Source organism: Myroides sp. C15-4 (genome assembly GCF_050522745.1).
Lineage (GTDB): Bacteria > Bacteroidota > Bacteroidia > Flavobacteriales > Flavobacteriaceae > Flavobacterium.
The window spans coordinates 96,085-120,790 of record NZ_JBMVQX010000006.1 but is presented as its reverse complement, the minus strand read 5'-3'; the positions used below and the strand labels follow the sequence as shown (position 1 = coordinate 120,790).

21 protein-coding genes are annotated in these 24,706 nt (G+C 37.3%); 10 read left to right on the top strand and 11 right to left on the bottom strand.

Features of this window, described 5'->3' with window-relative positions:
* From ACPDHL_RS04695 to ACPDHL_RS04675, 5 genes are read left to right on the top strand one after another with little or no spacing between them, the layout of a single operon-like run.
* Positions 1 to 516, top strand: a complete 516-nt coding sequence (locus tag ACPDHL_RS04695) for an NADH-quinone oxidoreductase subunit J family protein (RefSeq protein ID WP_430531643.1) — start codon at positions 1 to 3, stop codon at positions 514 to 516.
* A gap of 2 nt (positions 517 to 518) precedes the next feature.
* Positions 519 to 839 carry an NADH-quinone oxidoreductase subunit NuoK gene (nuoK, locus tag ACPDHL_RS04690; RefSeq protein WP_182625883.1) on the top strand — a complete coding sequence of 107 codons (321 nt, stop codon included), beginning with the start codon at positions 519 to 521 and terminating at the stop codon, positions 837 to 839.
* A 6-nt stretch (positions 840 to 845) separates the two neighbouring features.
* Entirely contained in the window at positions 846 to 2,732 is a 1,887-nt protein-coding gene (nuoL, locus tag ACPDHL_RS04685) for an NADH-quinone oxidoreductase subunit L (RefSeq protein WP_430531642.1), read from the top strand.
* 9 nt (positions 2,733 to 2,741) lie between these two features.
* A complete protein-coding gene (locus ACPDHL_RS04680) occupies positions 2,742 to 4,175 on the top strand; it encodes a complex I subunit 4 family protein (protein WP_430531641.1) in 1,434 nt (477 codons plus the stop codon).
* Between the two features lie 50 nt (positions 4,176 to 4,225).
* Positions 4,226 to 5,605 carry an NADH-quinone oxidoreductase subunit N gene (locus ACPDHL_RS04675; protein WP_430531640.1) on the top strand — a complete coding sequence of 460 codons (1,380 nt, stop codon included), beginning with the start codon at positions 4,226 to 4,228 and terminating at the stop codon, positions 5,603 to 5,605.
* Between the two features lie 556 nt (positions 5,606 to 6,161).
* Here ACPDHL_RS04675 and ACPDHL_RS04670 read toward each other — a convergent pair.
* The 7 genes from ACPDHL_RS04670 to ACPDHL_RS04640 all read right to left on the bottom strand — a co-directional run bounded on the left by ACPDHL_RS04670 (position 6,162) and on the right by ACPDHL_RS04640 (position 12,587).
* Positions 6,162 to 6,290, bottom strand: coding sequence for a hypothetical protein (locus ACPDHL_RS04670; protein WP_430531639.1), 129 nt, complete (start codon positions 6,288 to 6,290; stop codon positions 6,162 to 6,164).
* 60 nt (positions 6,291 to 6,350) lie between these two features.
* Positions 6,351 to 6,491 carry a ComC/BlpC family leader-containing pheromone/bacteriocin gene (locus tag ACPDHL_RS04665; protein ID WP_430531638.1) on the bottom strand — a complete coding sequence of 47 codons (141 nt, stop codon included), beginning with the start codon at positions 6,489 to 6,491 and terminating at the stop codon, positions 6,351 to 6,353.
* Positions 6,492 to 6,573: 82 nt separating this feature from the next.
* On the bottom strand, positions 6,574 to 8,934 hold the full coding sequence (locus ACPDHL_RS04660; RefSeq protein WP_430531637.1) for a TonB-dependent receptor domain-containing protein: 2,361 nt from the start codon (positions 8,932 to 8,934) through the stop codon (positions 6,574 to 6,576).
* Positions 8,935 to 9,175: 241 nt separating this feature from the next.
* A complete protein-coding gene (locus ACPDHL_RS04655; protein ID WP_430531636.1) occupies positions 9,176 to 9,310 on the bottom strand; it encodes a FeoB-associated Cys-rich membrane protein in 135 nt (44 codons plus the stop codon).
* 7 nt (positions 9,311 to 9,317) lie between these two features.
* Positions 9,318 to 11,426 (bottom strand): ferrous iron transport protein B, encoded by a 2,109-nt coding sequence (gene feoB, locus ACPDHL_RS04650; protein WP_430531635.1) that lies wholly within the window; start codon positions 11,424 to 11,426, stop codon positions 9,318 to 9,320.
* 18 nt (positions 11,427 to 11,444) lie between these two features.
* The gene (locus ACPDHL_RS04645; protein WP_430531634.1) at positions 11,445 to 11,684 is read right to left on the bottom strand and encodes a FeoA family protein; all 240 of its coding nucleotides are present in this window, start codon (positions 11,682 to 11,684) and stop codon (positions 11,445 to 11,447) included.
* A 192-nt stretch (positions 11,685 to 11,876) separates the two neighbouring features.
* Positions 11,877 to 12,587 carry an SCO family protein gene (locus ACPDHL_RS04640; RefSeq protein ID WP_430531633.1) on the bottom strand — a complete coding sequence of 237 codons (711 nt, stop codon included), beginning with the start codon at positions 12,585 to 12,587 and terminating at the stop codon, positions 11,877 to 11,879.
* Between the two features lie 250 nt (positions 12,588 to 12,837).
* Here ACPDHL_RS04640 and ACPDHL_RS04635 point away from each other — a divergent pair, with 250 nt between their 5' ends.
* Positions 12,838 to 14,904 carry a M13 family metallopeptidase gene (locus ACPDHL_RS04635; RefSeq protein ID WP_430531632.1) on the top strand — a complete coding sequence of 689 codons (2,067 nt, stop codon included), beginning with the start codon at positions 12,838 to 12,840 and terminating at the stop codon, positions 14,902 to 14,904.
* Between the two features lie 136 nt (positions 14,905 to 15,040).
* Here ACPDHL_RS04635 and ACPDHL_RS04630 read toward each other — a convergent pair whose 3' ends face one another.
* Genes ACPDHL_RS04630 through ACPDHL_RS04620 form a run of 3 tightly spaced genes read right to left on the bottom strand, consistent with a single transcriptional unit; the run spans position 15,041 to position 17,528 of the window.
* The gene (locus ACPDHL_RS04630; protein ID WP_430531631.1) at positions 15,041 to 15,475 is read right to left on the bottom strand and encodes a four helix bundle protein; all 435 of its coding nucleotides are present in this window, start codon (positions 15,473 to 15,475) and stop codon (positions 15,041 to 15,043) included.
* 38 nt (positions 15,476 to 15,513) lie between these two features.
* On the bottom strand, positions 15,514 to 17,091 hold the full coding sequence (locus tag ACPDHL_RS04625; RefSeq protein ID WP_430531630.1) for a S41 family peptidase: 1,578 nt from the start codon (positions 17,089 to 17,091) through the stop codon (positions 15,514 to 15,516).
* A gap of 8 nt (positions 17,092 to 17,099) precedes the next feature.
* Positions 17,100 to 17,528 carry a deoxycytidylate deaminase gene (locus ACPDHL_RS04620; RefSeq protein WP_430531629.1) on the bottom strand — a complete coding sequence of 143 codons (429 nt, stop codon included), beginning with the start codon at positions 17,526 to 17,528 and terminating at the stop codon, positions 17,100 to 17,102.
* 266 nt (positions 17,529 to 17,794) lie between these two features.
* Between ACPDHL_RS04620 and ACPDHL_RS04615 the strand changes: the two genes are divergently transcribed.
* Positions 17,795 to 18,223, top strand: coding sequence for a TerB family tellurite resistance protein (locus ACPDHL_RS04615; RefSeq protein WP_430531628.1), 429 nt, complete (start codon positions 17,795 to 17,797; stop codon positions 18,221 to 18,223).
* Between the two features lie 50 nt (positions 18,224 to 18,273).
* Here ACPDHL_RS04615 and fbp read toward each other — a convergent pair whose 3' ends face one another.
* Positions 18,274 to 19,284: a class 1 fructose-bisphosphatase gene (gene fbp, locus ACPDHL_RS04610; protein WP_430531627.1), complete on the bottom strand. Its 1,011-nt coding sequence runs from the start codon at positions 19,282 to 19,284 to the stop codon at positions 18,274 to 18,276.
* A 93-nt stretch (positions 19,285 to 19,377) separates the two neighbouring features.
* Here fbp and ACPDHL_RS04605 point away from each other — a divergent pair, with 93 nt between their 5' ends.
* From ACPDHL_RS04605 to ACPDHL_RS04595, 3 genes are all read left to right on the top strand, one after another.
* Positions 19,378 to 19,848 (top strand): N-acetyltransferase family protein, encoded by a 471-nt coding sequence (locus ACPDHL_RS04605; protein WP_430531660.1) that lies wholly within the window; start codon positions 19,378 to 19,380, stop codon positions 19,846 to 19,848.
* Positions 19,849 to 19,854: 6 nt separating this feature from the next.
* Positions 19,855 to 21,108 carry an aspartate kinase gene (locus ACPDHL_RS04600; RefSeq protein WP_430531626.1) on the top strand — a complete coding sequence of 418 codons (1,254 nt, stop codon included), beginning with the start codon at positions 19,855 to 19,857 and terminating at the stop codon, positions 21,106 to 21,108.
* 119 nt (positions 21,109 to 21,227) lie between these two features.
* Positions 21,228 to 24,638: a hypothetical protein gene (locus tag ACPDHL_RS04595; protein ID WP_430531625.1), complete on the top strand. Its 3,411-nt coding sequence runs from the start codon at positions 21,228 to 21,230 to the stop codon at positions 24,636 to 24,638.
* Positions 24,639 to 24,706: the final 68 nt, after the last annotated feature.

Below are 24,706 nucleotides of genomic sequence, written 5' to 3'. Positions count from 1 at the left end.
ATGGTAGAGATTTTATTTTATATCCTTTCGACAATTACTCTCGGAAGTGCAGCGTTAACGTTGTTGAGTAAAAACCCTATTCACAGTGCCTTGTGGTTGGTTGTTAGTTTCTTCTCAATAGCAGGTCATTACATCTTACTGAATTCTCAGTTTTTAGGCATGATCCACATTATGGTTTACTCTGGGGCAATCATGATTTTAATGCTATTTACGATCATGTTAATGAACTTAAATATCAGCCACGAAGTTTCAAAACCGTTAATTTCTAAAGTAACCGCAACAATTGCCTTCTGTTTAGTTGGTTTATTGTTATTATCCATCACGTTAAGAGGAAATCAAGCATACGAATTACAATATGCAAACCATGGACAAGACTTCCAATCCGTTCACGTGTTAGGTAAAGTACTATTGAATGAATATGTTGTTCCATTCGAAATGATTGCAGTATTGCTTTTACTTGCTATGATTGGAGCCGTATTGATTTCTAAAAAAGACAAATCTGAAAAAGCAGCTTAATTATGGAAAATGTAATTGAAATCATCGGTATTGATAAATACATCTACTTATCTATTATATTATTCTGCCTTGGTGTATTTGGAATATTATATAGAAGAAACGCAATTGTGATGTTTATGTGTATTGAGATTATGTTGAACTCAGCGAATATGTTGTTAGTCGCTTTTTCAACCTATCACCAAGACGCACAAGGACAAGTTTTTGTTTTCTTTACAATGGCGGTTGCCGCGGCAGAAGTTGCTGTAGGATTAGCTATCCTTGTATCGATTTACAGAAATATTGGCGCAATTGATATTGATAAATTAAAGAACTTAAAAGGATAATTCCTTATGGATACAAACGTAATTTTACTTTTATTATTAGTCCCTTTACTTGGGGCTTTGGTTAATGTTTTCTTTGGAAAAAAATTAGGTAATGGTTCAGGAGTTATCGCAACTGTAGCAGTTTTAATTTCTTTTATCATTTCATTATTGGCCTTTATCCAAGTAAACAACTCCAAACAACCCATTGAAATTGAACTATTCGAATGGATGGCCCTGGCTAACTTCAATGTTACTTTTGGCTTTTTACTCGATCAACTTTCACTTTTATGGTTGTTATTTGTAACGGGAATCGGTACCTTAATTCACTGGTACTCGACCAACTACATGAAAAATGACGAAAACTACGCGAAGTTTTTCGCCTATTTGAACCTCTTCATCTTCTTTATGATTGTGTTAGTTACAGGTAGTAACTTATTGATCACGTTCATCGGATGGGAAGGTGTAGGATTGTGCTCTTACTTATTAATCGGATTTTGGCATAAAAACCAATCGTATAACGACGCCGCTAAAAAGGCATTTATCATGAACCGCATCGGGGATTTAGGTTTTTTAGTTGGGGTATTTATCTTGGCTTTCTTATTCCAATCGTTGGATTATATGACCATTAAAGAGGCATTAATGCAGGGAACAAACCACCAAATCAACATGTGGATTGGTTGGGCTGCTTTAGCTTTATTTATTGGTGCAGTAGGAAAAAGTGCTCAAATTCCATTGTACACTTGGTTACCTGATGCGATGGCAGGACCAACGCCTGTTTCTGCGTTAATTCACGCGGCAACCATGGTAACTGCAGGTATTTTCTTAATCACAAGATTAAACTTTGTGTTTGACCTTGCGCCACACATTCAAAATATCATCGCTATCGTTGGAGCTGTCACTTCTTTGTTTGCTGCTTCAATCGGTTTAGTGCAAACAGACATCAAAAAAGTATTGGCTTATTCAACCGTCTCTCAATTGGGATTGATGTTTATGGCTGTCGGATTTGGTGCTTACGAAATTGCTGTTTTCCACGTAGTAACACACGCTTTCTTTAAAGCTTGTTTGTTCCTAGGTTCCGGATCTGTTATTCACGCTATGGGTGGTGAGCAAGACATGAGAAATATGGGTGGCTTAAAGAAATTTATGCCTGCAACGTATGCAACCTTCTTGTTAGCAACAATTGCTATCTCCGGTTTCCCTCCTTTCTCTGGTTTCTTCTCTAAGGATGAAATCTTACTAACTGCTTTCAGTCACAATCCCGTATTGTACGTAATCGGATCACTTGCTTCTATCATGACGGCTTTCTATATGTTTAGATTGTTGTACTTGACATTCTTCAAAAACTTTAGAGGAACACAAGAACAAAAAAATCACTTGCATGAAAGTCCAGCAGCTATTACGGTTCCGCTTTGGATTTTAGGAATCTTATCTGTGGTTGGTGGAGTGATCAGTCTTCCAGGAAACAGTTGGTTAAACAGCTATTTAGAACCCATCATCGTTAACAGTGCCAATGCACATCCACACGTATTGGGAACAACGGAATACATCTTAATGGCTGTAGCTGTTGTAGGGGCTTGTATTGGTCTATTCCTTGCATATAGCAAATACATCAAAAAAGGCGACCTTCCTCCTACAGATGAACAAATGACAGGATTCCATAAAGTGTTATACAACAAATACTACATTGACGAAATCTACATGAAAGTAATTGTAAAGCCTATTTACGTACTAGCTGTATTCTTTAGAGATGTCGTAGAAGTTGCTTTATCAGAAGTGATTTACGGGTTAGGAAAAATAGCAGATGGGTTGTCTTTACAAGGTAAAAAAGCACAAAACGGAAATATCGGATTGTACTTATTTGCCTTTGTATTCGGAATCTGTTTGATGTTGTATTATTTATTCATTGCAAGATAATTTAGAGAGATGAACGTAACTATATTATTATTAACGTTATTAGTTGGAGCATTTGCTACGTTTTTAGCAAATAAAACACTTGCCCCTAAAATTGCTTTGCTATTTGGGTTAGTGGCATTTGTAGAAACAATTGCCCTCATTTGTCAACACAATTCGGGAGTAAATGCCGGTTTTACCACGCAATGGATCATGAATCCCAACATTCACATTGCCCTAAAAGCAGACGGATTAGCGTTAGCCCTTGTTTTATTAACAACCATGTTAACACCGCTAATCATTTTATCTTCTTTTGGAAATCACATTGAGAAGACAAATCTATTTTATGGCTTGGTGATGTTCATGTCATTCGCTATGACGGGAACATTCTTAGCAGCAGATGGATTTTTATACTATATTTTCTGGGAATTATCTTTGATTCCAATCTACTTCATCGCTTTACTATGGGGGAACGATACCTTTGAAGCACGTAAAAAAGCAATCTTTAAGTTCTTTATTTACACCTTCGCTGGTTCTCTATTCATGTTGGTTGGGTTTATTTACTTATACCAAAAAGCAGGTAGTTTCTTACTAGCAGATTTATACAACGTAAGCTTAACAAGCCAAGAACAGTACTGGATTTTCCTTGCATTCTTCTTAGCTTATGCCATTAAAATTCCTATTTTCCCTTTCCATACTTGGCAGGCATCTACCTATGAAAAAGCACCAACGGTTGGAACCATGCTTTTATCGGGAATCATGTTGAAAATGGGATTGTATTCAATCATTCGTTGGCAATTGCCTATTGCACCATCGGCTGCAAAAGACTTAATGCCTACCATCCTGGTTTTGTGTATTATTGGTGTAGTATACGGATCAATCGTAGCGTTAAAACAAGTGAACATCAAGCGTTTCTTCGCTTATTCTTCTCTTGCACACGTTGGATTGATTGCTGCAGGAGCTTATACCCTTACCTTAGACGGATTATTAGGAGCTGTATATCAAATGTTAGCCCACGGTTTTGTTATCGTAGGTTTATTTTATGTAGCTGAAATCATGTACAACAGATTCGATACAAGAGCCATCAACGAAATGGGAGGAATTCGCCAACAAGCGCCACAATTCGCTTCCCTATTTATGATCCTATTGTTTGCGTCAATTGGTTTACCAGGGACATTCAGTTTCATTGGGGAATTCAGTCTACTGTATGGTCTATCGCAAATCAATATTTGGTACGCGATCATCGGAGGAACAAGTATCATTTTCGGTGCGTTCTATATGTTGCGCATGTTCCAACGATCTATGCTAGGTGAAACGAATGCCAAAGTATTTAAAGAGGTAACGCTAAACGAAAAAATTGTCTTGGGAATATTAGTAATCACTGTGATTTTCCTCGGTGTTTATCCTAAGCCAATTACCGATTTAATTACACCAAGTTTGGTTGAAATCGTATCCTATATTAAATAACAAAATTGAGATTCAGCTTATTCTGAAGCTATAATTCCAAAATATAAAAGATGAATACATTAATAGCAGTTGGCGTATTAGCGGTTATCGTTCTACTAGCAGAGATCATTAATTTGAGAAAATTAATCATCCCGCTAACGATTGTAGGACTACTGGGAATTCTGGGGTACACACTTTGCAATATTGATGTGGTGGAAGCCCATTACAACAATATGATTGTAACTACTAAATTTTCAAGTACCTTTTCTTCTTTATTTATCGCCCTAACCATTTTATTGGTTGCCTTGAGTAAAGACTTTTATCAAACGCAATTTTCTAAAATATCAGACTATATTTCGTTAAAACTATTCTTACTTATGGGAGCAATTTCCATGGTGAGTTTCGGCAATATGGCGATGTTTTTTGTGGGATTAGAAATTCTTTCTATTACCCTATACATTCTTTGTGGTTCGGATCGTACGAATATTAAAAGTAACGAATCAGCGATGAAGTACTTCTTGTTGGGATCGTTTGCATCAGGAGTTGTTCTTTTTGGAATTGCCTTGATCTACGGAGCAACAGGATCATTTGATTTGGCTCAAATCACTCAATTAACAACAAGCAATCCCATGCCAGTATGGTATGCACTTGGGGTGACCCTGGTTATTATTGGAATGTTATTTAAAATAGCAGCGGTTCCGTTCCACTTCTGGGCACCAGACGTGTATCAAGGAGCTCCAAACTTAACGACTGCCATGATGAGTACATTGGTAAAAGTAACGGCTGTTGCTACCTTGTACAAAGTATCCATCAACCTGTTACACCAAATGCCGTCTCACTACACTACAGCTATTGTTGTGATTGCCATCTTAACGATGACTGTGGGTAATGTCATGGCGTTACGCCAAGATAATATGAAGCGTCTACTGGCTTATTCTGGTATTTCGCATGCTGGTTTTATGATGATGGCGTTGACTGCATTAGGCAGTGCAACACCAAACCTATTCTACTACGCTACCTCGTATGCTTTTGCTGGTATTGCCGCTTTTACCGTATTGACGATCGTAACGAAAGGAAAAGACAACGAACACATCAACAACTTTAAAGGATTAGGCAAATCTAACCCCCTTTTAGCGGTTATCTTAGCTGTGGCGTTATTATCTATGGGAGGTATTCCAATCTTCGCTGGTTTCTTCGGAAAATTCTTCTTGTTCACAGAAGCAGTGAAAAACGGATTTATCATCTTAGTCATCTTCGGGGTAATCAACTCCTTTATCAGTATTTACTACTACCTAAAAATTATCATCTTGATGTTCACAAAACAAGAGGAAGATGAAGCAACAACAGCTATTCAAGTTCCTCTATCATACAAAATCGTAGGACTAGTTTCTATTACAGCGATTATTGTATTCGGTTTATGTCCATCCCTACTTTTAGGTTTATTCAACTAAGAACAAATAAATAACAATTCAATACATTACGAAAAACCAAGTATTCTTTTTAGATGCTTGGTTTTTTTTTGGTTCGAAGTGTTCGTTGCGCGGTTTGTTCGTTGCGCGGTTTGTTCGTTGTGCGGTTTGTTCGTTGTGCGGTTCGTTCGTTGTGTGGTTCGTTCGTTGCGTGGTTTGTTCGTTGTGTGGTACCTAGCATAAAGTTTCCAAAAACACCTATTCTTTTTCAAAAAAAGAAATACACTTCTAAAATGTCATTTACGAATCAAACAAAACATGAAAAAAAATAGCTAAACATAAAAGCAGGCACGAAATTAGTACATCCTAATACATCCAAAACAATAACAACAGCTTCTTAAAGATTTTACCCGTAAGGCAAGGTGGCAGCATTGGAAACAACTGTAATGCTGTTATTGGCATAGGACACTTAAACCTTACGGGTTTTTTACATCCTCCTTTATCTGGTTCAGGCTTCCTATTAGTCCTATGCTTTCACTGGGTATTTTTAAGTACAACTGGTTGTTTTACTACTACATGCCTACAGCAATTATACATCTTATCTATGATCTTTCGAAATTAGATCTTCGTAGTGTATGATAATATAAGGAGTTCTACTGTAGATTAGCCAATCTACCACTGGAGTTGTACCTTGTTCATAGTACTTTGTAGTTAAAATTAATATCATCTATATTAAATTTTAAGTACAGGAGTATATATTTATACTCCTGCAAATGTTCTACTTAAATTACTTTTGTTCCGTCGATGCTTTATCATCATCATGTTTGTCAGATTCAACAGTAGATCCTGGTACTAGTCCACCACCTTTAACAACTTTCAATTCTGCTTCATTAAGCTTTTTGAATTGCTCTAAACTAACTAATTTCATAATATTGTTTTTTTTAATAAAATAATCAGTCAAAGTTTTAATACATTAGACCCTCATTGGTATTCGTTTGCAAACCATATCGTTAATTTGCCCTTGAAGTTTCTTCAAAGTCAATCGTTTTATTTTTATTGTTCTGCTTAGAATGTCCAAAATTATACGAAGCGGAGAAGGATATACTTCTTGCATCATAATAATTATTGAATTCTTGATGATTTGTATTAAATTTCTTCTCTCCTTTTGCTCTTAATTGTTGAAACAAGTCATTGCCAACAATGTTCAAGGATAGCTTTTGATCGAAAAAAAGAAATTTAAGACCTAGGTCAAAAGAAGCCATATTTCGCAAAGAACTATTTCCCTTTTTAGAGGGTAACCTTTGCCAATAGTTCACTAATAGGAAACTATGTGTTGGTTTTAGCGTTATCGTATTATTGATGGAATAACTGGCGGACAATCCTTCTTCTCCAATGATGTTTTCCATCTTTGGTCTAGCCTTGACATAAGCTATATTGAAAGCAATACTGTTTTCCAAAAAACTGAAAAGCGATTTAGTATACATCACATTTACTCCTACATTATTCTGATCGTAGTAATTGTAATAGGTAGAAACTTCTGTTTCATTATCAAAAGATGAAATTTGTCCAAACTCATTTCTTACCTGTTGATAGTATAGATCAACAGATAAAAAATGTTGAAATAAATAGCCTAACTCCACGTTGTAATTATAGGAAGGGGATAAAAGAGGATTTCCCGTAGAATAAGAATAAGGGTTACTATACCATCTAAAGGGATCTACTTCTCTAAAACCAGGCCTATTGATTCGTTTATTGTAGGACATATAGAACACATTGGCATCATTTACTTTATGTGTTAGATGTACAGAAGGAAAAAAGTGTGTATAGTTTGCTTTAGTAAGATCACCTGTTGTTTTAGATAAACCTTGAGCATTCGTATATTCATAACGCAAACCTACTTTCAATTCCCAGGTCTTAAAAAGTGTTTTAGTAAGATCAAAATATCCTGCATAAATATTTTCTTTATACGCAAATAAAGCTGACTTGGTGGGATCAATCCAATAGCCCTGATCCTTCCAATTAAAATAGCCTACATCCGAATTAGTACGTATCATCACATATTTTATACCAAATGAAAATGTACTCCATGAACTATTCAGGGTAAAATCAGCTGTAGAGGAAAAAATACGATATCCAACCAAAGAGTTACTATTTACTACATCGGTTAGCAATGGTTTAAAAGAATCGGTAGTAGTAAAATCGATCCTCGAATTAGATGAAGTATCCAAATAATTTACGCCAATCTCTACTTGATCCCCACGCTCAGCTAACTTACTTTGAGCATAAGCATTAAATGCATGTGTCGGTACATCATTTCGATGGGTTGCCTCTGTTGATAAATCCTTATACAACGTTTTCGTATCATAAAAAAAAGTCTTTGTATCAACACCTTTATTATTAGCTGCAGTTCCGTAATTGTAAATAAGTCCCAATTTCGTATTCTCTGACCAGGCATAATTTATATGGGTTTCGATTCCAATTCCTTTGTAAAAATCATGTCGCACTTCTTTTGAAAGTAATGATTGAGCATTCCATATTCCATATTTCTCAACTGCTTTAATGGACGTATAATACTGCCGAAAGGATGCGGAAGAAGTCAGTTTCTTAGTTTGATAATTCAAATTCAAGCTGTTGGAAAAATTAGTATACGTTGTTTGTTTTACCGTATTAGTTATACTGCCACTCAGCCCTAAACTTTCATTTTTCTTCAGCACAATATTAATTAATCCACTATTACCTTGGGCATCATACTTTGACGGTGGTGCCGTAATGACTTCAATGCGTTCTATAGTTTCAGCCCGTATAGCATTCAAATAAGAACTAAGCTCATTTCCTGATAAATACACAATTTTATCATCAACTAATACTCCAACCTTATTCTTTCCTACTACAGCGATCTCTCCTTGTCCATTAACCACAATTAAAGGGGTCAATGCTAGGGCTTCTAAAGCACTCATCCCTGTCGCAGCAATGGATTGAGAAACATTAAAAACAATTCGATCTGTCTTTCTTTCAAATGTTTTTTTTCTAGTAGTAATAGCAATTTCTTCAAGATTGGTATTTTCATTTAGCAGTAATTCCCCTATATCCAAATCGTGAGATAGGTCAATTTCTTTCGTTATATCATCAGCATTCACCCACGATATACTTAGTTTATATAGTCCTTTTTTTTGAGTCATAACAAAACTCCCTAGACTGTCTGTATAAGTATAAGCTATAGGAATAGTATCATGCACAAATAATATAGTTGTAGCAAACGCTATAGGACTGCCGTTTTCATTGTGTACTTTTCCTCTTAAATTGAATTGTTGTCCTGCTATCCTCTGGATAAATAAAAAACAAACAAGACATAAAATTATCGTTTTCATCATCAATCAACCACATAAAAATTAATAGTATTTAAAATTACTACTTACAGCAATACATCTTTAATTTTTATCATAAAAAATTCAATTATTTTATACAAATTTCAGATAATATACAAATATGTGATCAAAAACAACGATTTTATCCTCTAATCTCTTCATATTCACAAAACAACCACCATAAAAAAAGCAGCAATAAACTCGAGTTTATTGCTGCTTTTTTATTTATTTTCACCTTACTTTCTTCCTACGAACACCCACAGTTTCCACTCCCACAAGAGCCTCCTCCTTTGGTGTTGTTCTTCTTGCCAAAGCTCTTTCTTACAAAAAAAGCAATTGCTAGAATTAATAGAATATAAACGATAATTTCTTGATAATCCATATCTCCTTTACTTTAAGAGTTGATAGGCTATAAACGCTGCCACATAAGCGAGAACCGTCATAAAGACCAATTGATAGATGGTCCACTTCCACGATTTTGTCTCTCTGCGTACAATCGCTACCGTAGCAGTACACTGCATGGCAAATGCATAGAAAAACATCAGGGAAACTCCACTAGCTAAAGTGAATACTTTTTCACCCGTATCGGGCCATACCTCAGCAGCCATTTTTTGTTTGATACGTCCATCTTCATCGTTCTCATCTCCTGACCCCACATTGTAGATCGTTCCTAAAACACCGACAAAAATCTCACGTCCAACAAAAGAAGACAATACGGCAATTCCAACTTTCCAATCATATCCCAACGGTTTAATCACAGGTTCAATGGATTTTCCCAATATTCCAATATACGAATTTTCTAAGCGATAACTCGCTACATATTCACTCATTTCATCTTCCGAAACTTCTTGTCCTTGGTGTAGTTGAGCCATATGCTCCTCAGCATTTTCGAAATTATCGCCAGGTCCATGTGCACCTAAAAACCAAATAATAATCGATAGTACGAAGATGATTTTACCTGCACCCACAACGAATGCCTTGGTCTTCTCATACATATTTGCCACAACGTTTTTGATAATTGGCGTGCGGTAATTCGGCATTTCAATAACGAAATACGACTTACGCTCGCTCTTGATATACTTACTCAAGGCCCATGACGAGACTAAAGCAGCTAAGAAACCGATGAAGTAAAACAGCGTTAACGTTAGGCCTTGTAAACTCAAGAAACCAAACAAACGCGTTTCTGGAATCACTAAGGCAATGATAATAATATATACGGGAATACGAGCTGAACACGTAGTAAAAGGTGTCACTAAAATCGTAATCAATCGTTCTTTGGGATTCTCAATATTACGTGCTGACATAATCGCTGGAATTGCACAGGCATTTCCAGAAATCAATGGCACTACTGATTTTCCACTTAATCCAAAGGGACGCATTAGTTTGTCCATCAAGAACACCACACGACTCATATAGCCTGTTTCTTCCAAAATAGAAATAAACATAAACAGAATGGCAATCTGTGGAATAAAAGGCATCACCCCTCCAATTCCTGGTACGATACCATCGGCAATTAGGTCGGTTAATTTTCCTGGTGTCATCACTTCGTGTACCCAAGAACTCAGATTGGCAAATTGCTCGTCAATCCAATCCATTGGAATACTCGACCATTCGAAAATCGCTTGAAACACCAACATCATGATACCAAAGAAAATTAAATACCCATATACTTTATGGGTTAATATACGATCGACTTTGGTGCGAATATCTGATGCCTTATTGAGATCGCGCTTATAGGTTTCCTTTAGTGTATCATTAATAAACTGATAGCGCTTAATCGTCTTTTTATGCTGTAATTTTTTGATTTCACTTTCTGATAAGTGAATGCCTTTTTCTTCAATATCTTTTTTCCCAATATTGCCGATGACAATATCTTGGGAGTAAATCATCCACAGTTTAAATACGGAAAGCGTAGAGAAGGTCAAGGCTAATTGACCAAAAAACTCTGGGTCTACGGCTGTGGCATTTAAACAAGGTTCAATTGAATAATTCTTATAGCCCAAAATAGCTTGCTTTAATTCCTGAATGCCCAATTTCTTTTTGGCACTCATCAAAACTATTTTGGTGTTTAATTTCTTTTCTAACTCCGTCACCTGAATGCTAATTCCTTTTTCTTCCATGTGGTCTGCCATATTGATGACTAATACCGTAGGAAAACCCAACTCTTTGACTTGGGTAAACAGGAGTAAATTTCGCTTTAAGTTTTCGATTTCTGCTACAACAACAGCAACATCAGGATAATCTTCATTGGTTTGATCAAACAACAAATCCAAGACAATGCGTTCATCTTCCGAACTAGCATTGATACTATAGGTACCAGGTAAGTCAATAACCGTTGCACTTACTTCTTCGTCTAACTTGGTGGTACCTGATTTTTTATCTACCGTAATACCGGGATAATTACCAATTTTGTGGTTTAAGCCCGTTAAGGCATTGAATACAGAGGTTTTCCCTACGTTAGGATTACCTATTAGGGCAACTTTTATATCTTTTTTCATTGAGTTCTTCTGCTAATCTTATTTCAAATTATCCTCCAAGCTTACCACAATTTCACGTGCTAATTCTTTGCGAATCGATAAATGTGTATCGTTAATGCAAAAATAAATGGGATCTCCTAATGGAGCAACTTCTAATAGTTCAACAGGATTGCCTGGTAGGCATCCCATTTCTAAGAGTTTCAAAGGTACTTTATGAAGGTCAAAGTCAGCGATTACGCCCTTTTCGTTTCTTTTCAATAAGTCTAACGTTGTATTCACCTTATTTAGATTTAATTCACATTGCAAAAATAAGCAATAAAAAAACAAGTTGAGCATTAATTTATTTTTTATTAGTCTAAATACTACTAGTTTAACAGACTGCTTCAAAGCTCTAAACTAAAGGGATTCGCCTAAAATCAAATAAAAAAGACAAGCCTCACTGCTTGTCTTTTTTACTTGATATATCGATTGTTATTTTTTCGTTTCTTTTTCGTGTTGATACAACCATTGGATGTCTTCCCATAGTTCCTGCATGTTTTTGTTTTCAGGATCTTTCGTATCTAAATTCGTCCCATCGTAAAAACCGCGAATTCGCCCTTCACTATCTACTAAAACGAAGTTTTCTGTGTGTACCATATCGTACATTTCTTCTGGTGAACCTGTTTTTACGGCTAAATACGAATTCCTAGCGATATAATAGATCTCGCGCTTGTCACCCGTAACCAAATTCCAAATAGAATCGTCAACGCCTCGTTTTAATGCGTATTCTTTTAGCACTGGTACACTGTCAATTTCAGGCGTTACAGTATGAGATAATAGTTTTACTCCTGGTAGGGTCTTGATCTTGTCTTGCAGCCACTCCATATTATCTCCCATAATTGGACAGATCGTCGGACAGGTAGTAAAGAAAAAATCAGCAACATAAATATGGCCATCATACTCCTTATTGGTAATCGTATCTCCATTTTGGTTGATAAAAGAAAATGCAGCGATGCGATGTCTTTGCTTATTGGCTTCATGCTGAATTAAACTATCCACCATCTCAGGATTCACCATTGAAGGCGTATAAACAGGTAAACTTTTTCTGTATTTCAACGCATTGTAAAACATAGCCATGATTCCACAGCACATCAAGAAGAAAAATAGAAAGAAATATCTATAGCGTTTAAAAAATTGAAACATGATGATTTGAGTTTCCTACAAACTTACAAATTCCAACCCATAAATACGTTAAAGCTAGCTTAAAACCTACGAGTAAAAACGACCATTTGCCCCGTTGATTAAACCATTTATTTTGCTTGGAAACACACCAAATCAAACAAAAAAAGAAGTTTTATTCCCAAAATTTCAATTTATAGGCTGAAATGAAAATTACTCAAAAGATATTTTCTATTTTTGTTTAAACTAGAATTAAAGTAAAAACTGAAATAAAATGAAAAAAAGAGTATTATTAACCTCTGGTCTTGCTCTAGCTTCATTAGTTGCTTGTAAAGATGGCAAAAAAACTGAAGAAGTTGCAGATCAAGAGAATCACGGGATTAACTTAGAGTATATGGACCTAAGTGTAAATCCTGGGGATGACTTTTTCCGTTTTGTAAACGGTACGTGGTATGATAACACCGAGATTCCCAATGATAGAACCCGTTGGGGAAGTTTTGATGAATTAAGACAAAACACGGATAAAGATGCTTTGGCAATTTTAAAAGAAGCGGCTGAAGCTCATAATCTAGATGCGAAGTCAGACCAGGCAAAAGCGGTTGCTTTGTTTGAATCTTATTTAGATAATACTACGCGTAACAGTGTAGGTGTTACCCCTTTAAAACCTTACTTGGATCAAATCAACGCGATTCAAACGCCAGCAGACGTGACTAAATTGATCAACGATTTAGCGGATGAAGGTGGTTTAGGATTATACTCTTCCTATGTTTATGCTGATGCCAAAAACTCGAATGAGAACACGATTTATTTAAGTACAGGATCTTTAGGATTACCTGATCGCGATTACTATGTGTTGCAAGATGCAGACATGAAAGAAAAACGCGAGCAATACGTGGCACACGTAGCGCGTATGTTAGAAATGGCAGGTGAATCAAAAGAAGACGCAACTGCAGATGCTACACGCGTATTGACGATTGAAACAAAAATGGCAGAACCTCGTTTGACAAGAGTAGAACGTAGAGATAGCCGTTTAACCTACAATCCCATGACAATTGCTGAGCTACAAAAAACAACACCTGTTGTGGATTGGACGGCTTATTTTGATGCAACTGGATTGAAAAACATCGATAAGGTAGTGGTTTCGCAACCGCGTTATATGAAGGCATTGAACGACATTTTATCTGCTAAAAACATCGGAGATGTAAAGGCATACTTAAAATGGACTTTAGTAAATGGTTATGCTAGTACGTTATCTACGGATATGGAAACAGCAAACTGGGAGTTCTATTCTAAAACATTAGAAGGTGCAAAAGAGCAAAGACCTGCAGAAGAAAGAGCTCTTGCAGTGGTAAACAATACAATTGGTGAGGCTTTGGGTCAATTATACGTAGCGAAAAAATTCCCTGCTGAAGCGAAAGCGAAAGCACAAGCGATGATCAAAAACGTATTAACCGCTTTTGGTGAGCGCATCAAAAACTTACCATGGATGGCTGAAGAGACGAAAAAAGGAGCACTTGAAAAATTAGCAACTACTACCGTTAAAATTGGTTACCCTGACAAATGGGAGGACTATTCAACAATGGATATCAAATCACCTGAAGCTAAAGGAAACTATTTCGAAAACATGAGAAATGCATCGAAATGGGAAGTAGCGAAAAACAGAGAAGATTATGGTAAACCGGTAGATAAGACGAAATGGGGTATGTCACCACAAACAGTGAATGCTTACTTTAACCCATTATACAACGAAATCGTATTCCCAGCAGCTATCTTACAACCGCCATTCTATGATTACAAAGCAGATGAGGCAATCAACTACGGAGGAATTGGTGCAGTTATTGGACACGAAATCTCACATAGTTTTGACGACTCTGGAGCGCGTTATGACAAAAATGGTAACTTAAACAACTGGTGGACTGATGCTGACTTAGAGCGTTTTACTGTTTTAGGTAATAAATTAGCAGATCAATACAGTGCATTAGAGCCCTTACCAGGTGTTTTCGTTGATGGTCACTTTACATTAGGTGAAAATATCGGAGATTTAGGTGGAGTTAATGCTGCTTACGACGGATTAAAAATCTACTTAAAAGAAAATGGTGATCCAGGACTAATCGACGGTTATACACCTGAACAGCGTTTCTTCATCTCTTGGGGAACAATCTGGAGAACGAAAGCACGTGATGAGGCAATCAAAAATCAAGTAAAAACAGATCCACACGCGCCAGGATATTATAGAGCATTTGTTCCTTTACAAAATGTGGATGCTTTTTACGAAGCATTCGATATCAAAGAAACAAACAAGCTTTACATCCAACCAGAAGAGCGAGTGAAAATTTGGTAGTATAAAAAAGGGTATTTCTATTCGAAATACCCTTTTTTACGTTATGAGAGATCGGTTATGGGTTATGGATAAATTCTCCTGAAATACCAAAATGAATTTCTTTGAACAAGAAAATAGAATTATGATCTGAGAACTCTTAACTTACTGCTTTAATTAACCCCAAAAGCATTCTTCTAATACTTACAAGAATGTCTAGATTACAGTCTTCTAAACTACAAAATCCTAAATCAAATGAGATTAACAATTGTGTCTCTAATTCTGACAAACTTCCAATAGCAATATAAAGAAATTGTATCAATTCTTTATTACTTCTTCTTCCACATCCTTCTGCTATATTAGAAGGAATAGATATTGCACTCCGTCGTATTTGGCTAGTTAAACCGTAAATTTCTTCATTTGGAAACAAACTTGTCAATTTATAAATTTCCGAAACATAGTGTCTACTAACCTTCCAAACTTCTAAGTCCTTGTGTGTCATCATAAAATACTTTTCAAGACACATTGCAAATTTTAAACCATTTTTTACGTCATGAGAAATGAATTTTGAGTGATGGATAAAAGCTGAACTCATAACCCATCACTCATAACCCATCACTCATAACCCATCACTCATAACCCATCACTCATAACTTTCAAAACCATCGGATCAATCTTTAATAACCATTCGTAATACTCCTCTTGTCCTTTTAATTGGTTTACATATTCTGCGATCAGGTAGTGCATTACAAGATCCTTGTGGCGATCTAATTTGAAAAACAACTTATTCGTTTCTAAATAGCGCTTAAACTGTCCAAATTCTTTTGAATCTCCTTGGAGATCCGCAATTAATTCGGCTGTTGTCATGGTATTATAGCGTTGGCGGTCTTTATCAATCTCTTGGAAAACGTAGTAACTTACCATGCCTGATTTCATCATCATCACAATAGCTTCTTCTCCGTGTTTTCGCGCAATAGGTACAAATACGTCAGGTACAATTCCCCCACCGCCATATACGATTCTACCGTTGCGTGTTTTAAATTGCAAACTATCCGCTACCTTAATACTATCAGCAGCATACAGTTCACCATGTTCATAACGCGAACGGAAATCATTGTTGTAATCCTCAATCCCATTTTTATAGTTCTTCTGAATGGATCGTCCAGAAGGTGTATAGTAACGCGCTGTAGTTAGACGGATAGCTGAACCATCACCCAACATTAATTCTCGTTGTACTAACCCTTTACCAAAGGTACGTCGTCCGACAATTGTTCCTCTATCGTTATCCTGAATAGCCCCCGCAATAATCTCACTAGCCGAAGCACTCGTTTCATTGACTAAAATAAATAGCGGTTTTGAGGTAAACAGATTCGTACTTTTTGCTTTGGTCACTTTTTCTTGTCCACCACGATTGATCGTTTTAACGATGGTTTGATCGGTTGACAGCAAATCATTTAATATTTTACTCGATTGATCCATATAACCTCCACTATTATCGCGTAGGTCAATAATCAATCCTTTGATGTCTTGGGTTATCAAGTCTAACAATCCTGCTTGAAACTCTTCATAGGTTGTACTGGAAAATCGATTGACCTTGATATAACCATATTGATTGTCGAGTTTAAGGGCCACATCTACACTTTTCAGTGGAATTGGCTCCCGTTTCACTACGATATTTTGTAGCTCTTGTGTTGTCTTACGATACACTTCTAAGGTAATAGCTGTTCCTTCTTCTCCTCTTAATACAGTTGAAATAGTATCCGTTGAAATTTCTTTACCGTAAAGCACCCGTTGGTCTGCTTTCAAGATACGGTCTCCTGCTAATAATCCAGCCTTACTTGACGGCCCTCCTTCCAAGGGTTTAATGATCGCTAGTGAATCTTGATACAAATAGTACTGTACCCCAATCCCTACGAAACTTCCTTGCATGGATTCGGTCACTTCTTTCATCAAATCTTTGCCAATATAAACAGAATGAGGGTCTAATTGCTCCAGTATAGTTGTTACGGTGCGATCCACAATAGAATCCGTATCTACCTGATCGACGTATTCTTGTTCGATAAAATCTAACAGTCGATTGAGTTTTAGCTTATTGTGATTGGTAAAAAAATTACTGTGTGTACGCTGGGAGGCCGATACAAGAAAACCGCCTAAGAGTACACCAAGGGACAGCGATATTGCAACGATAAAGGGCCAAAAAAACTTTTTCATCTCTTGTGTTAATCTAAATCCTCAATATGCACAACTTCAACACCTGCTTTGATCAAAAACTCAATACCAGCCATATCTTTATAGCCTTCTACATAAACAACGCGTTTTATACCAGCTTGGTGTATTAATTTACTGCAATCGCGACAAGGAGACATGGTAATATATAAAGTAGCATCTTGACAGCTCTGTGTTGAACTAGCCACCTTGAGAATTGCATTCGCTTCAGCATGTAGGACATACCAATACGTTTGATCGCGATCATCTTCACAACAATTGTCAAATCCCGTAGGTGTTCCATTATATCCATCTGAGATAATCATGCGATCTTTAACAATGATTGCGCCAACTTTTTTTCGTTTACAGTACGATAACTGTCCCCATTCACGTGCGATACGCAAATAGGCTTTATCATACTTCGTTACTTTAGGATTGGACATAAACCTCTATTTTTAACTCTTAATATACGACAAAAATACACATAAGTTTCACTTGACTCTCTATCCTCTTTTGAAATAATGCGATAATCCGAATCAAATCGAGTTTCACCTCTTTTGTATCTTCAACCTCAACACCCTTGACCACTTACATCCACTAAGTTTAAGTGAATTATTTTTTTGATCCATACACGTTTTTTTCGCTATAAATTTTGTACATTACTTTTAATTAACACCTTAAACCAATTAACAACAAAAAATTACGAACTATGGCTTATTTAGATTTATATGACAGTGGCTTTAAAGAGCGTAACAAAGGGCATTTTGCCTCTATTGTACGCGTTGCCCTAGCGGATGGAGATATCAGTGAAGAGGAGCTTAAATTCCTAAATGAACTAGCAGATAAGCTTGATATTTCGACAGATGATTATGACAAAATCATGGCCAATCCCGAAAAATACCCCGTTAATCCGCCTTATTTAGAGATTAACCGAATTGAGCGCTTATATGATTTAGCGCGTATGGTGTATGTGAATCACGTATTAGGACCAAAGCAAAAGGACATCTTACGCAAATTTGCGGCAGCTTTAGGTTTTACTGGTGACATTGACTTAATTGTCAACAAGTCTCTATCGCTTTTAGTACTAGGGGTTGACCTAGATACTTTTATTGAAGAAATTCAAAAAATTAAACGCTAAAAAAAAGGGGTTTTACACTTGTAAAACCCCTTTTATATTTTGCTACCTCGTTAAGAGTGTAATGCCATAAATTCTTCTGCCTTTTCTACCATATTTTTACTACCACAGAAAAAAGGAACACGTTGATGTAACTCCGTTGGTTCAATTTCCATGATGCGTTGGTATCCATCAGAGGCTCTACCTCCTGCTTGCTCCATAATAAAGGCAATGGGGTTGCATTCATACAACAATCTCAATTTCCCTTTCGGTGCTTTTGTACTTGTTGGGTAGATGTAAATTCCTCCTTTTAAAATATTGCGGTGAATATCCGAAACTAAACTTCCGATATAACGTGCAGAGTAAGGACGATTTCCTTGTTCTTCTTGACAGTATTTTAAATAATCCTTCACTCCTTGTGGAAATTGAATGTAATTTCCCTCGTTGATAGAATAGATTGAACCATCTTCTTTGATCTTCATATCTGGATGCGATAAATAGAACGTTCCAATCGCTGGGTTTAAGGTAAACCCGTTTACTCCTGCTCCTGTAGTATACACTAACATCGTTGATGAACCATATACGATATATCCCGCAGCAACCTGATTTTCTCCTTTTTGTAAAAAGTCTTCTAATTGTACAGGCGTTCCTTCTGGAGTCACACGACGGTAAATAGAAAAAATAGTTCCTACTGACACGTTTACATCAATATTGGAAGATCCATCTAGTGGATCTATTAAGACAACATATTTGCTATCGTTATCTCCTTTTTTTCCATGAATGGTGATGAAATCGTCCTCCTCTTCTGAAGCAATTCCACATACGATTTCACGATTTACTAGCGTGTTAATAAACACCTCATTTGCGTAAACATCTAATTTTTGTTGTTGTTCACCTTGTATGTTTTCTGTACCAAAAGCGCCTACGATATCAACTAAACCAGCTTGGTTTACTTGGTGACTAACTACTTTCGCAGCAAGTCGTAAAGAGTTAATTAAACGAGAAAGCTCTCCTGATGAGTATTTAAAATGCTCTTGTTTGTCGATAATAAACTCCCCTAGGGTTTGATGTCTTTTTGTTGTCATGGAAAAATGATTCTTTAGTTGTGTATTTGCTGTGCAAATATCGTTAATTTTGTCATTCAAATGAAGTTATTAACCATAAATCCAACAAAAGACATGAATGTTAGAACAGCTACTCCAGCTGATATGCCAGCTGTACTAAATTTGATTCAAGAATTAGCGACCTTTGAGAAAGAACCCGAAGCCGTAATCCTCACTGCGGAAGACCTTATTCGCGATGGTTTTGGCTCACAACCTCTTTTTCGCGTGTGGGTGGCTGAACATGAAAATGAAATAATAGGTATGGCTTTGTTCTACTACCGCTACTCTACATGGAAAGGGAAAACCATCCACTTAGAAGATCTAATCGTTACAGAGAAAGCGAGAGGAACGGGAGCGGGTCTCGCCTTGTACAAAAAAGTCATTGCTATTGCAAAAGAAGAAGGAATAAAACGCGTGGAATGGGTAGTTCTCAACTGGAATACACCAGCAATTGAGTTCTACAAAAAATCAGGCGCAACTGTATTGGAAGATTGGTATACTGTTCAAATGAGCGAGCAAGGAATTCACGCCTTTATCACAAATTAGTTGAATATGAAAATATATAAATTTGGTGGGGCTTCTGTAAAAGATGCTGACAATGTAAAAAACGTAGCTCAAGTACTGCGTACTGTGGGATATGCTGATAGCCTACTCATCGCATCAGCCATGGGTAAAACAACCAATGCCCTCGAAGTGGTCGTACACAACTATTTTCAAAATCGCTTTGATTTAGCTGAATCCGTACAAACCGTTAAAACGTATCACCTCGAGATTTTACATGATTTATTTATCGATATGAATCATCCGGTTTACCAAGCGATCGAGGAATTATTTACATCGCTAACTTCTTTTTTGTTGAACAATAAATCGCCTAACTACAATTTTGTCTATGATCAGATTGTCAGCTATGGCGAATTGCTATCGACCACTATTCTACACCACTATTTACACCATGCAGGTATTGAAAATACGTGGATGGATGCTCGAAATTTAATTAAGACGGATACTACCTATCGCGATGCCAATGTACAATGGGACACGACTTGTGCAGCCATTACGCAAGCCATCGATAAAAAAGAGCTGTATATCACCCAAGGGTTTATCGGTTCGGATTACAATGGTTTTTCTACGACCTTGGGCAGAGAGGGTTCGGATTATTCTGCAGCGATCTTTGCTTATGCCTTACATGCAGAAAGCGTGACTATTTGGAAAGATGTACCAGGCGTACTCAACGCAGACCCTCGTTATTTCGAGGAAACAACACTCTTGGAACAAATTTCCTATCAAGAAGCCATTGAATTGGCGTTTTATGGGGCCTCTGTTATACACCCTAAAACACTACAACCGCTACGTCAAAAGGAAATTCCACTTTATGTAAAATCCTTTGTCAATCCGACCTTGGCAGGAACCTCCGTGTCACGTGGAGCGGATTTAAAACCCGCAATTCCCTGCTTTATCGTCAAGAAAAACCAACTATTGATTTCGCTTTCATCCAAAGATTTCTCGTTTATCATGGAGCAAAACATTAGCGATATTTTCAAGCTTTTTTGCGAATATAACATCAAAGTCAATGTTATTCAAAACTCGGCCATCAGTTTTTCTGTTTGTGTGGAGGATAAATTCAATCACTTTGAAGCATTGCGTCAAAAGCTCAACCATCAGTATCGCGTGAGCTATAATGAAAATGTTTCCCTCTACACGATTCGCCATTTTGACGAGGCCTCTGCTGATCGTATCTTACTCGATCGCACGCTTTTATTAAAACAGGTCAATCGAGAAACCATGCAAATTGTAACCAAAGAATAACGAGATAGCTTCATTTTTATGAAGCTATTTTTGTTTCCCTAGGTTTTGTTCTCGTGGGGAAGCTTTGTTAAATATTATGATAAATACACTACTTTTGAGGAATTGGAGTTTATAGTTAGATGAACCTACAGCGAATTTTATTTCTTTTCCTTTTTTGGTATTCTTGCGGCTATGCACAAGAAGGGAATTCGCTGTATCAACAACGGACTTGGGAAGCAGGACAGACGAGCATTCAATTGCCTCCCACCCCACTGAACAATAGTTTTTTTGAAATACGAGATGCGCATAATGTGCTAGTCTCTCCTGCTGCTTATCACGTAAACTTTGAGACAAATACCGTTACTTTACTCCAATCCACGCTCGATTTTCCACTAATGCTCTACTATTTAGAGCTACCGTCGTTTTTAACCACGCCCATAAGCTATTATGATACCTCGCGTATTGTGCCCAATGAAGCAGGGAACTTCACCTATCAACACTCAACCAGTCACAAACCTGCTTTTGTTCCGTTTGAGGGGCTAAATACCATGGGAAGTTTATCGCGAGGATTAACCATGGGAACCAATCAAAGTGCAGTTACCTCATCCAATTTAGATTTACAGATCACAGGAAACTTATCCGATCGCGTCAAAATTCGCGCGTCTATTCAAGATAATAACCTACCGCTACAATATGGGGGTTACTCACAAAAAATCAATGAATTCGACCAAATTTTTATTGAGCTATTTTCCGATACTTGGTCTATTCGAGCAGGAGATATTTTCTTAGAAAATAGAAGCCGACGTTTTTTAAACTTCAACAAAAAAGTACAGGGGTTATCGACGCGTTTTATCTTTGGAGATGAGGAAAATAAAACGACTATCGAAGCCGCTGCTGCCTTGGCACGAGGTCAATACACCCGCAGTACCTTTAACGGTCAAGAGGGAAATCAAGGTCCATATAAATTAAAAGGGGGTAATGGAGAGCTATACATCTTAATTGTCTCGGGTTCTGAAAAAGTATATGTCAATGGGTTACTCCTACAACGAGGAGAAGAAAATGACTATGTTATCGATTACAACTCGGGAGAATTGCGTTTTACTAAGCGTTATCCCATTACTGCTGACATGCGTATTGCTATTGAATACCAGTACACGGATCGCAACTATACCCGTTTTGTGGGTTATGGAAATATTCAACATGAAACCAAAACCTGGCAACTGGGAGTAAGTGTTTTTACAGAAACGGATTTAAAAAATCAAAACCTCCAACAGAACTTAACAGAAGAGCAAATCGACATCCTCAAACAAGCAGGAAATGATCCTGCACGTATGATTGCTCCTTCTGCTTATCGCGATACCTATTCGGAAAACAAAATTCTTTATACCAAGGAGCAAACGGTGGAGGGGCAAGCGTATTTTGCCTTTTCAACAGATCCTGAAGCCGAATTATACCACGTCACCTTTATGGCAGTGGGGAACAACCAAGGGGATTATGTTCTAAAGAGCACCCAGTCCATTGGACGCATATACGAATACGTCACGCCCCTTAATGGCGAACCACAAGGAAATTATTCTCCTGTGGTCAAACTCGTTGCTCCCATACAAAATACCATTGCGACCTTCAATGCGGCCTATCACCCTTCTGAGAAAACGGCAGTAGATGTAGAGCTTGCCTTCAGCAATCACGATGCCAATTTATTCTCGTCTTTAGACCAGGAAGAGAACAAAGGTTGGGCTACCGCGATGAAAGGAAAACAACGTCTATGGACGCACAACCAAACGCAATTAAATGTAGTGACAGACCTCCAATTCATCCACAAGAATTTCCATTCCTTAGAAAATCTATTTTCGATTGAATTTGATCGCAACTGGAATTTACAATATGCAGAAGGAAATCAAAGTTTATTAACGGGAGGATTAGAGCTTATCACAGCAGGAAAAGGAAGCGCCACTTATCTCGTTGAACAGCTTAATTTTGGTTCGGACTACAAGGGACATCGACAAAACTTAACGGGAACTTGGCAGGCTAAACCTTGGTTCATTCAAACGCAGAATAGCCTTATGCAAGCAGATGGAATAATACAAAAAACAACCTTTATCCAAAGTCATTCTCAGGCCAAATACCATTGGGATCAAAACTATGTGGGTACGCGTATCGATTTTGAACAAAACAAGGAAACGGATCAAGAGACCCAGCTCCTCCATCCCATCAGTCACCGATACACTTCGGTAGATTTATTTGTAGGTCGCGGAGATTCACTGGGGAAAAACATCGAGTTGGGGTACCAATTTCGAATCAACGACAGCCTCCAAAACAACAAATTAGCTCCTTTTTCAAAGGCACATACGTTTTATTTAAAATCACAGCTTCTCAAATCGGAAACGCGCGATTTAAATCTCTATGCGAATTACCGATCCGTACGTCCTGTGGATGAAGCTAAACCAACAGAGAATACCGTAAATAGTGTATTGACCTACCGCGATCAGTTTTTTAAGGGATTTGTTCAATCGCATACTTTATATGAAATTAGCTCAGGAACCATTGCCCAGCAAGAATTCACCTACTTAGAAGTTGAACCTGGGCGAGGACAATACATGTGGATTGACTACAACAACAATGGCATACAGGAATTGGAAGAATTCGAACTTGCCCCTTATCCTGATTTAGGAAAATATGTACGCTTATACTTACCAAGTCAGGTTTTCTTGCCAACCAATCAAAACAAGCTCACCCAAACACTAACGCTAAATCCAGCAGCGCTTTGGCAAAATGAAACGGGAATCAAACGATTGCTTGCTTTTTTCTACAATCAAACCTCGTATAGCATCGACCGTAAAGATCTGAAAAAAGGCAACCAACTTAAACTTCATCCATTCACTGCAGATGAAGAGCAGATGGTAGGATTAATGGAGAATTTCAACAATTACCTCTATTACAATCGCGGCAAAAAACGCCATAGTGTTACGTATATGTACACCCAATCAAAGAGTAAAAACTTACTGTCCTATGGTGCGACAGAAAACAAAATTAAAACCCATCAATTAGGCTACAATCACCTCATTCAAAAAACGTGGCTGATTGATCTATTGGGTAAAACCACCCAACAGGAGACCCAATCCCCTTCTTACGCAAGTAAAAACTACGAGCTTCAAATTCAAGGTTTTGAAACTAAGCTTTCTTATCTGTTTTCATCCCAAGCGCAAGTGGATGTGTTCTATATCTTCCAAGAGAAAAAGAACCAAACAGCTGAATTCGAAAATTTACAACAACATCGCATCGGTGCTTCCTTTACAGTAAATCAGCCAAAACTATTCACCATGAATGGCGAATTCTCCTTTTTTCAAAATACCTTTACAGGTAATGCCTTCTCTCCTATTGGCTATCAAATGTTGGAGGGATTACAACCTGGGAAAAATATGACTTGGCGTTTGATGTTCCAGAAGAACTTAACCAATTACCTAGATCTTAGTTTGAATTATCAAGGCCGAAGCAACGAATCTACAGCAACTATTCACACGGGAAGTGTACAATTGCGTGCGTTTTTTTAATAGTTGTTCTTTGGGCGGTTTATCTCACAGCGTTTACATTTGTTTTGGTATTCGATGAATCTGCGATT

Bases quoted from the DNA above. Each gene is read 5' to 3' on its own strand.
- ACPDHL_RS04695 (WP_430531643.1), top strand. From the start codon at position 1: ATGGTAGAGATTTTATTTTATATCCTTTCGACAATTACTCTCGGAAGT.
- nuoK (WP_182625883.1), top strand. From the start codon at position 519: ATGGAAAATGTAATTGAAATCATCGGTATTGATAAATACATCTACTTA.
- nuoL (WP_430531642.1), top strand. From the start codon at position 846: ATGGATACAAACGTAATTTTACTTTTATTATTAGTCCCTTTACTTGGG.
- ACPDHL_RS04680 (WP_430531641.1), top strand. From the start codon at position 2,742: ATGAACGTAACTATATTATTATTAACGTTATTAGTTGGAGCATTTGCT.
- ACPDHL_RS04675 (WP_430531640.1), top strand. From the start codon at position 4,226: ATGAATACATTAATAGCAGTTGGCGTATTAGCGGTTATCGTTCTACTA.
- ACPDHL_RS04670 (WP_430531639.1), bottom strand. From the start codon at position 6,290: ATGATATTAATTTTAACTACAAAGTACTATGAACAAGGTACAACTCCA.
- ACPDHL_RS04665 (WP_430531638.1), bottom strand. From the start codon at position 6,491: ATGAAATTAGTTAGTTTAGAGCAATTCAAAAAGCTTAATGAAGCAGAA.
- ACPDHL_RS04660 (WP_430531637.1), bottom strand. From the start codon at position 8,934: ATGATGAAAACGATAATTTTATGTCTTGTTTGTTTTTTATTTATCCAG.
- ACPDHL_RS04655 (WP_430531636.1), bottom strand. From the start codon at position 9,310: ATGGATTATCAAGAAATTATCGTTTATATTCTATTAATTCTAGCAATT.
- feoB (WP_430531635.1), bottom strand. From the start codon at position 11,426: ATGAAAAAAGATATAAAAGTTGCCCTAATAGGTAATCCTAACGTAGGG.
- ACPDHL_RS04640 (WP_430531633.1), bottom strand. From the start codon at position 12,587: ATGTTTCAATTTTTTAAACGCTATAGATATTTCTTTCTATTTTTCTTC.
- ACPDHL_RS04635 (WP_430531632.1), top strand. From the start codon at position 12,838: ATGAAAAAAAGAGTATTATTAACCTCTGGTCTTGCTCTAGCTTCATTA.
- ACPDHL_RS04630 (WP_430531631.1), bottom strand. From the start codon at position 15,475: ATGAGTTCAGCTTTTATCCATCACTCAAAATTCATTTCTCATGACGTA.
- ACPDHL_RS04625 (WP_430531630.1), bottom strand. From the start codon at position 17,091: ATGAAAAAGTTTTTTTGGCCCTTTATCGTTGCAATATCGCTGTCCCTT.
- ACPDHL_RS04620 (WP_430531629.1), bottom strand. From the start codon at position 17,528: ATGTCCAATCCTAAAGTAACGAAGTATGATAAAGCCTATTTGCGTATC.
- ACPDHL_RS04615 (WP_430531628.1), top strand. From the start codon at position 17,795: ATGGCTTATTTAGATTTATATGACAGTGGCTTTAAAGAGCGTAACAAA.
- fbp (WP_430531627.1), bottom strand. From the start codon at position 19,284: ATGACAACAAAAAGACATCAAACCCTAGGGGAGTTTATTATCGACAAA.
- ACPDHL_RS04605 (WP_430531660.1), top strand. From the start codon at position 19,378: ATGAATGTTAGAACAGCTACTCCAGCTGATATGCCAGCTGTACTAAAT.
- ACPDHL_RS04600 (WP_430531626.1), top strand. From the start codon at position 19,855: ATGAAAATATATAAATTTGGTGGGGCTTCTGTAAAAGATGCTGACAAT.
- ACPDHL_RS04595 (WP_430531625.1), top strand. From the start codon at position 21,228: ATGAACCTACAGCGAATTTTATTTCTTTTCCTTTTTTGGTATTCTTGC.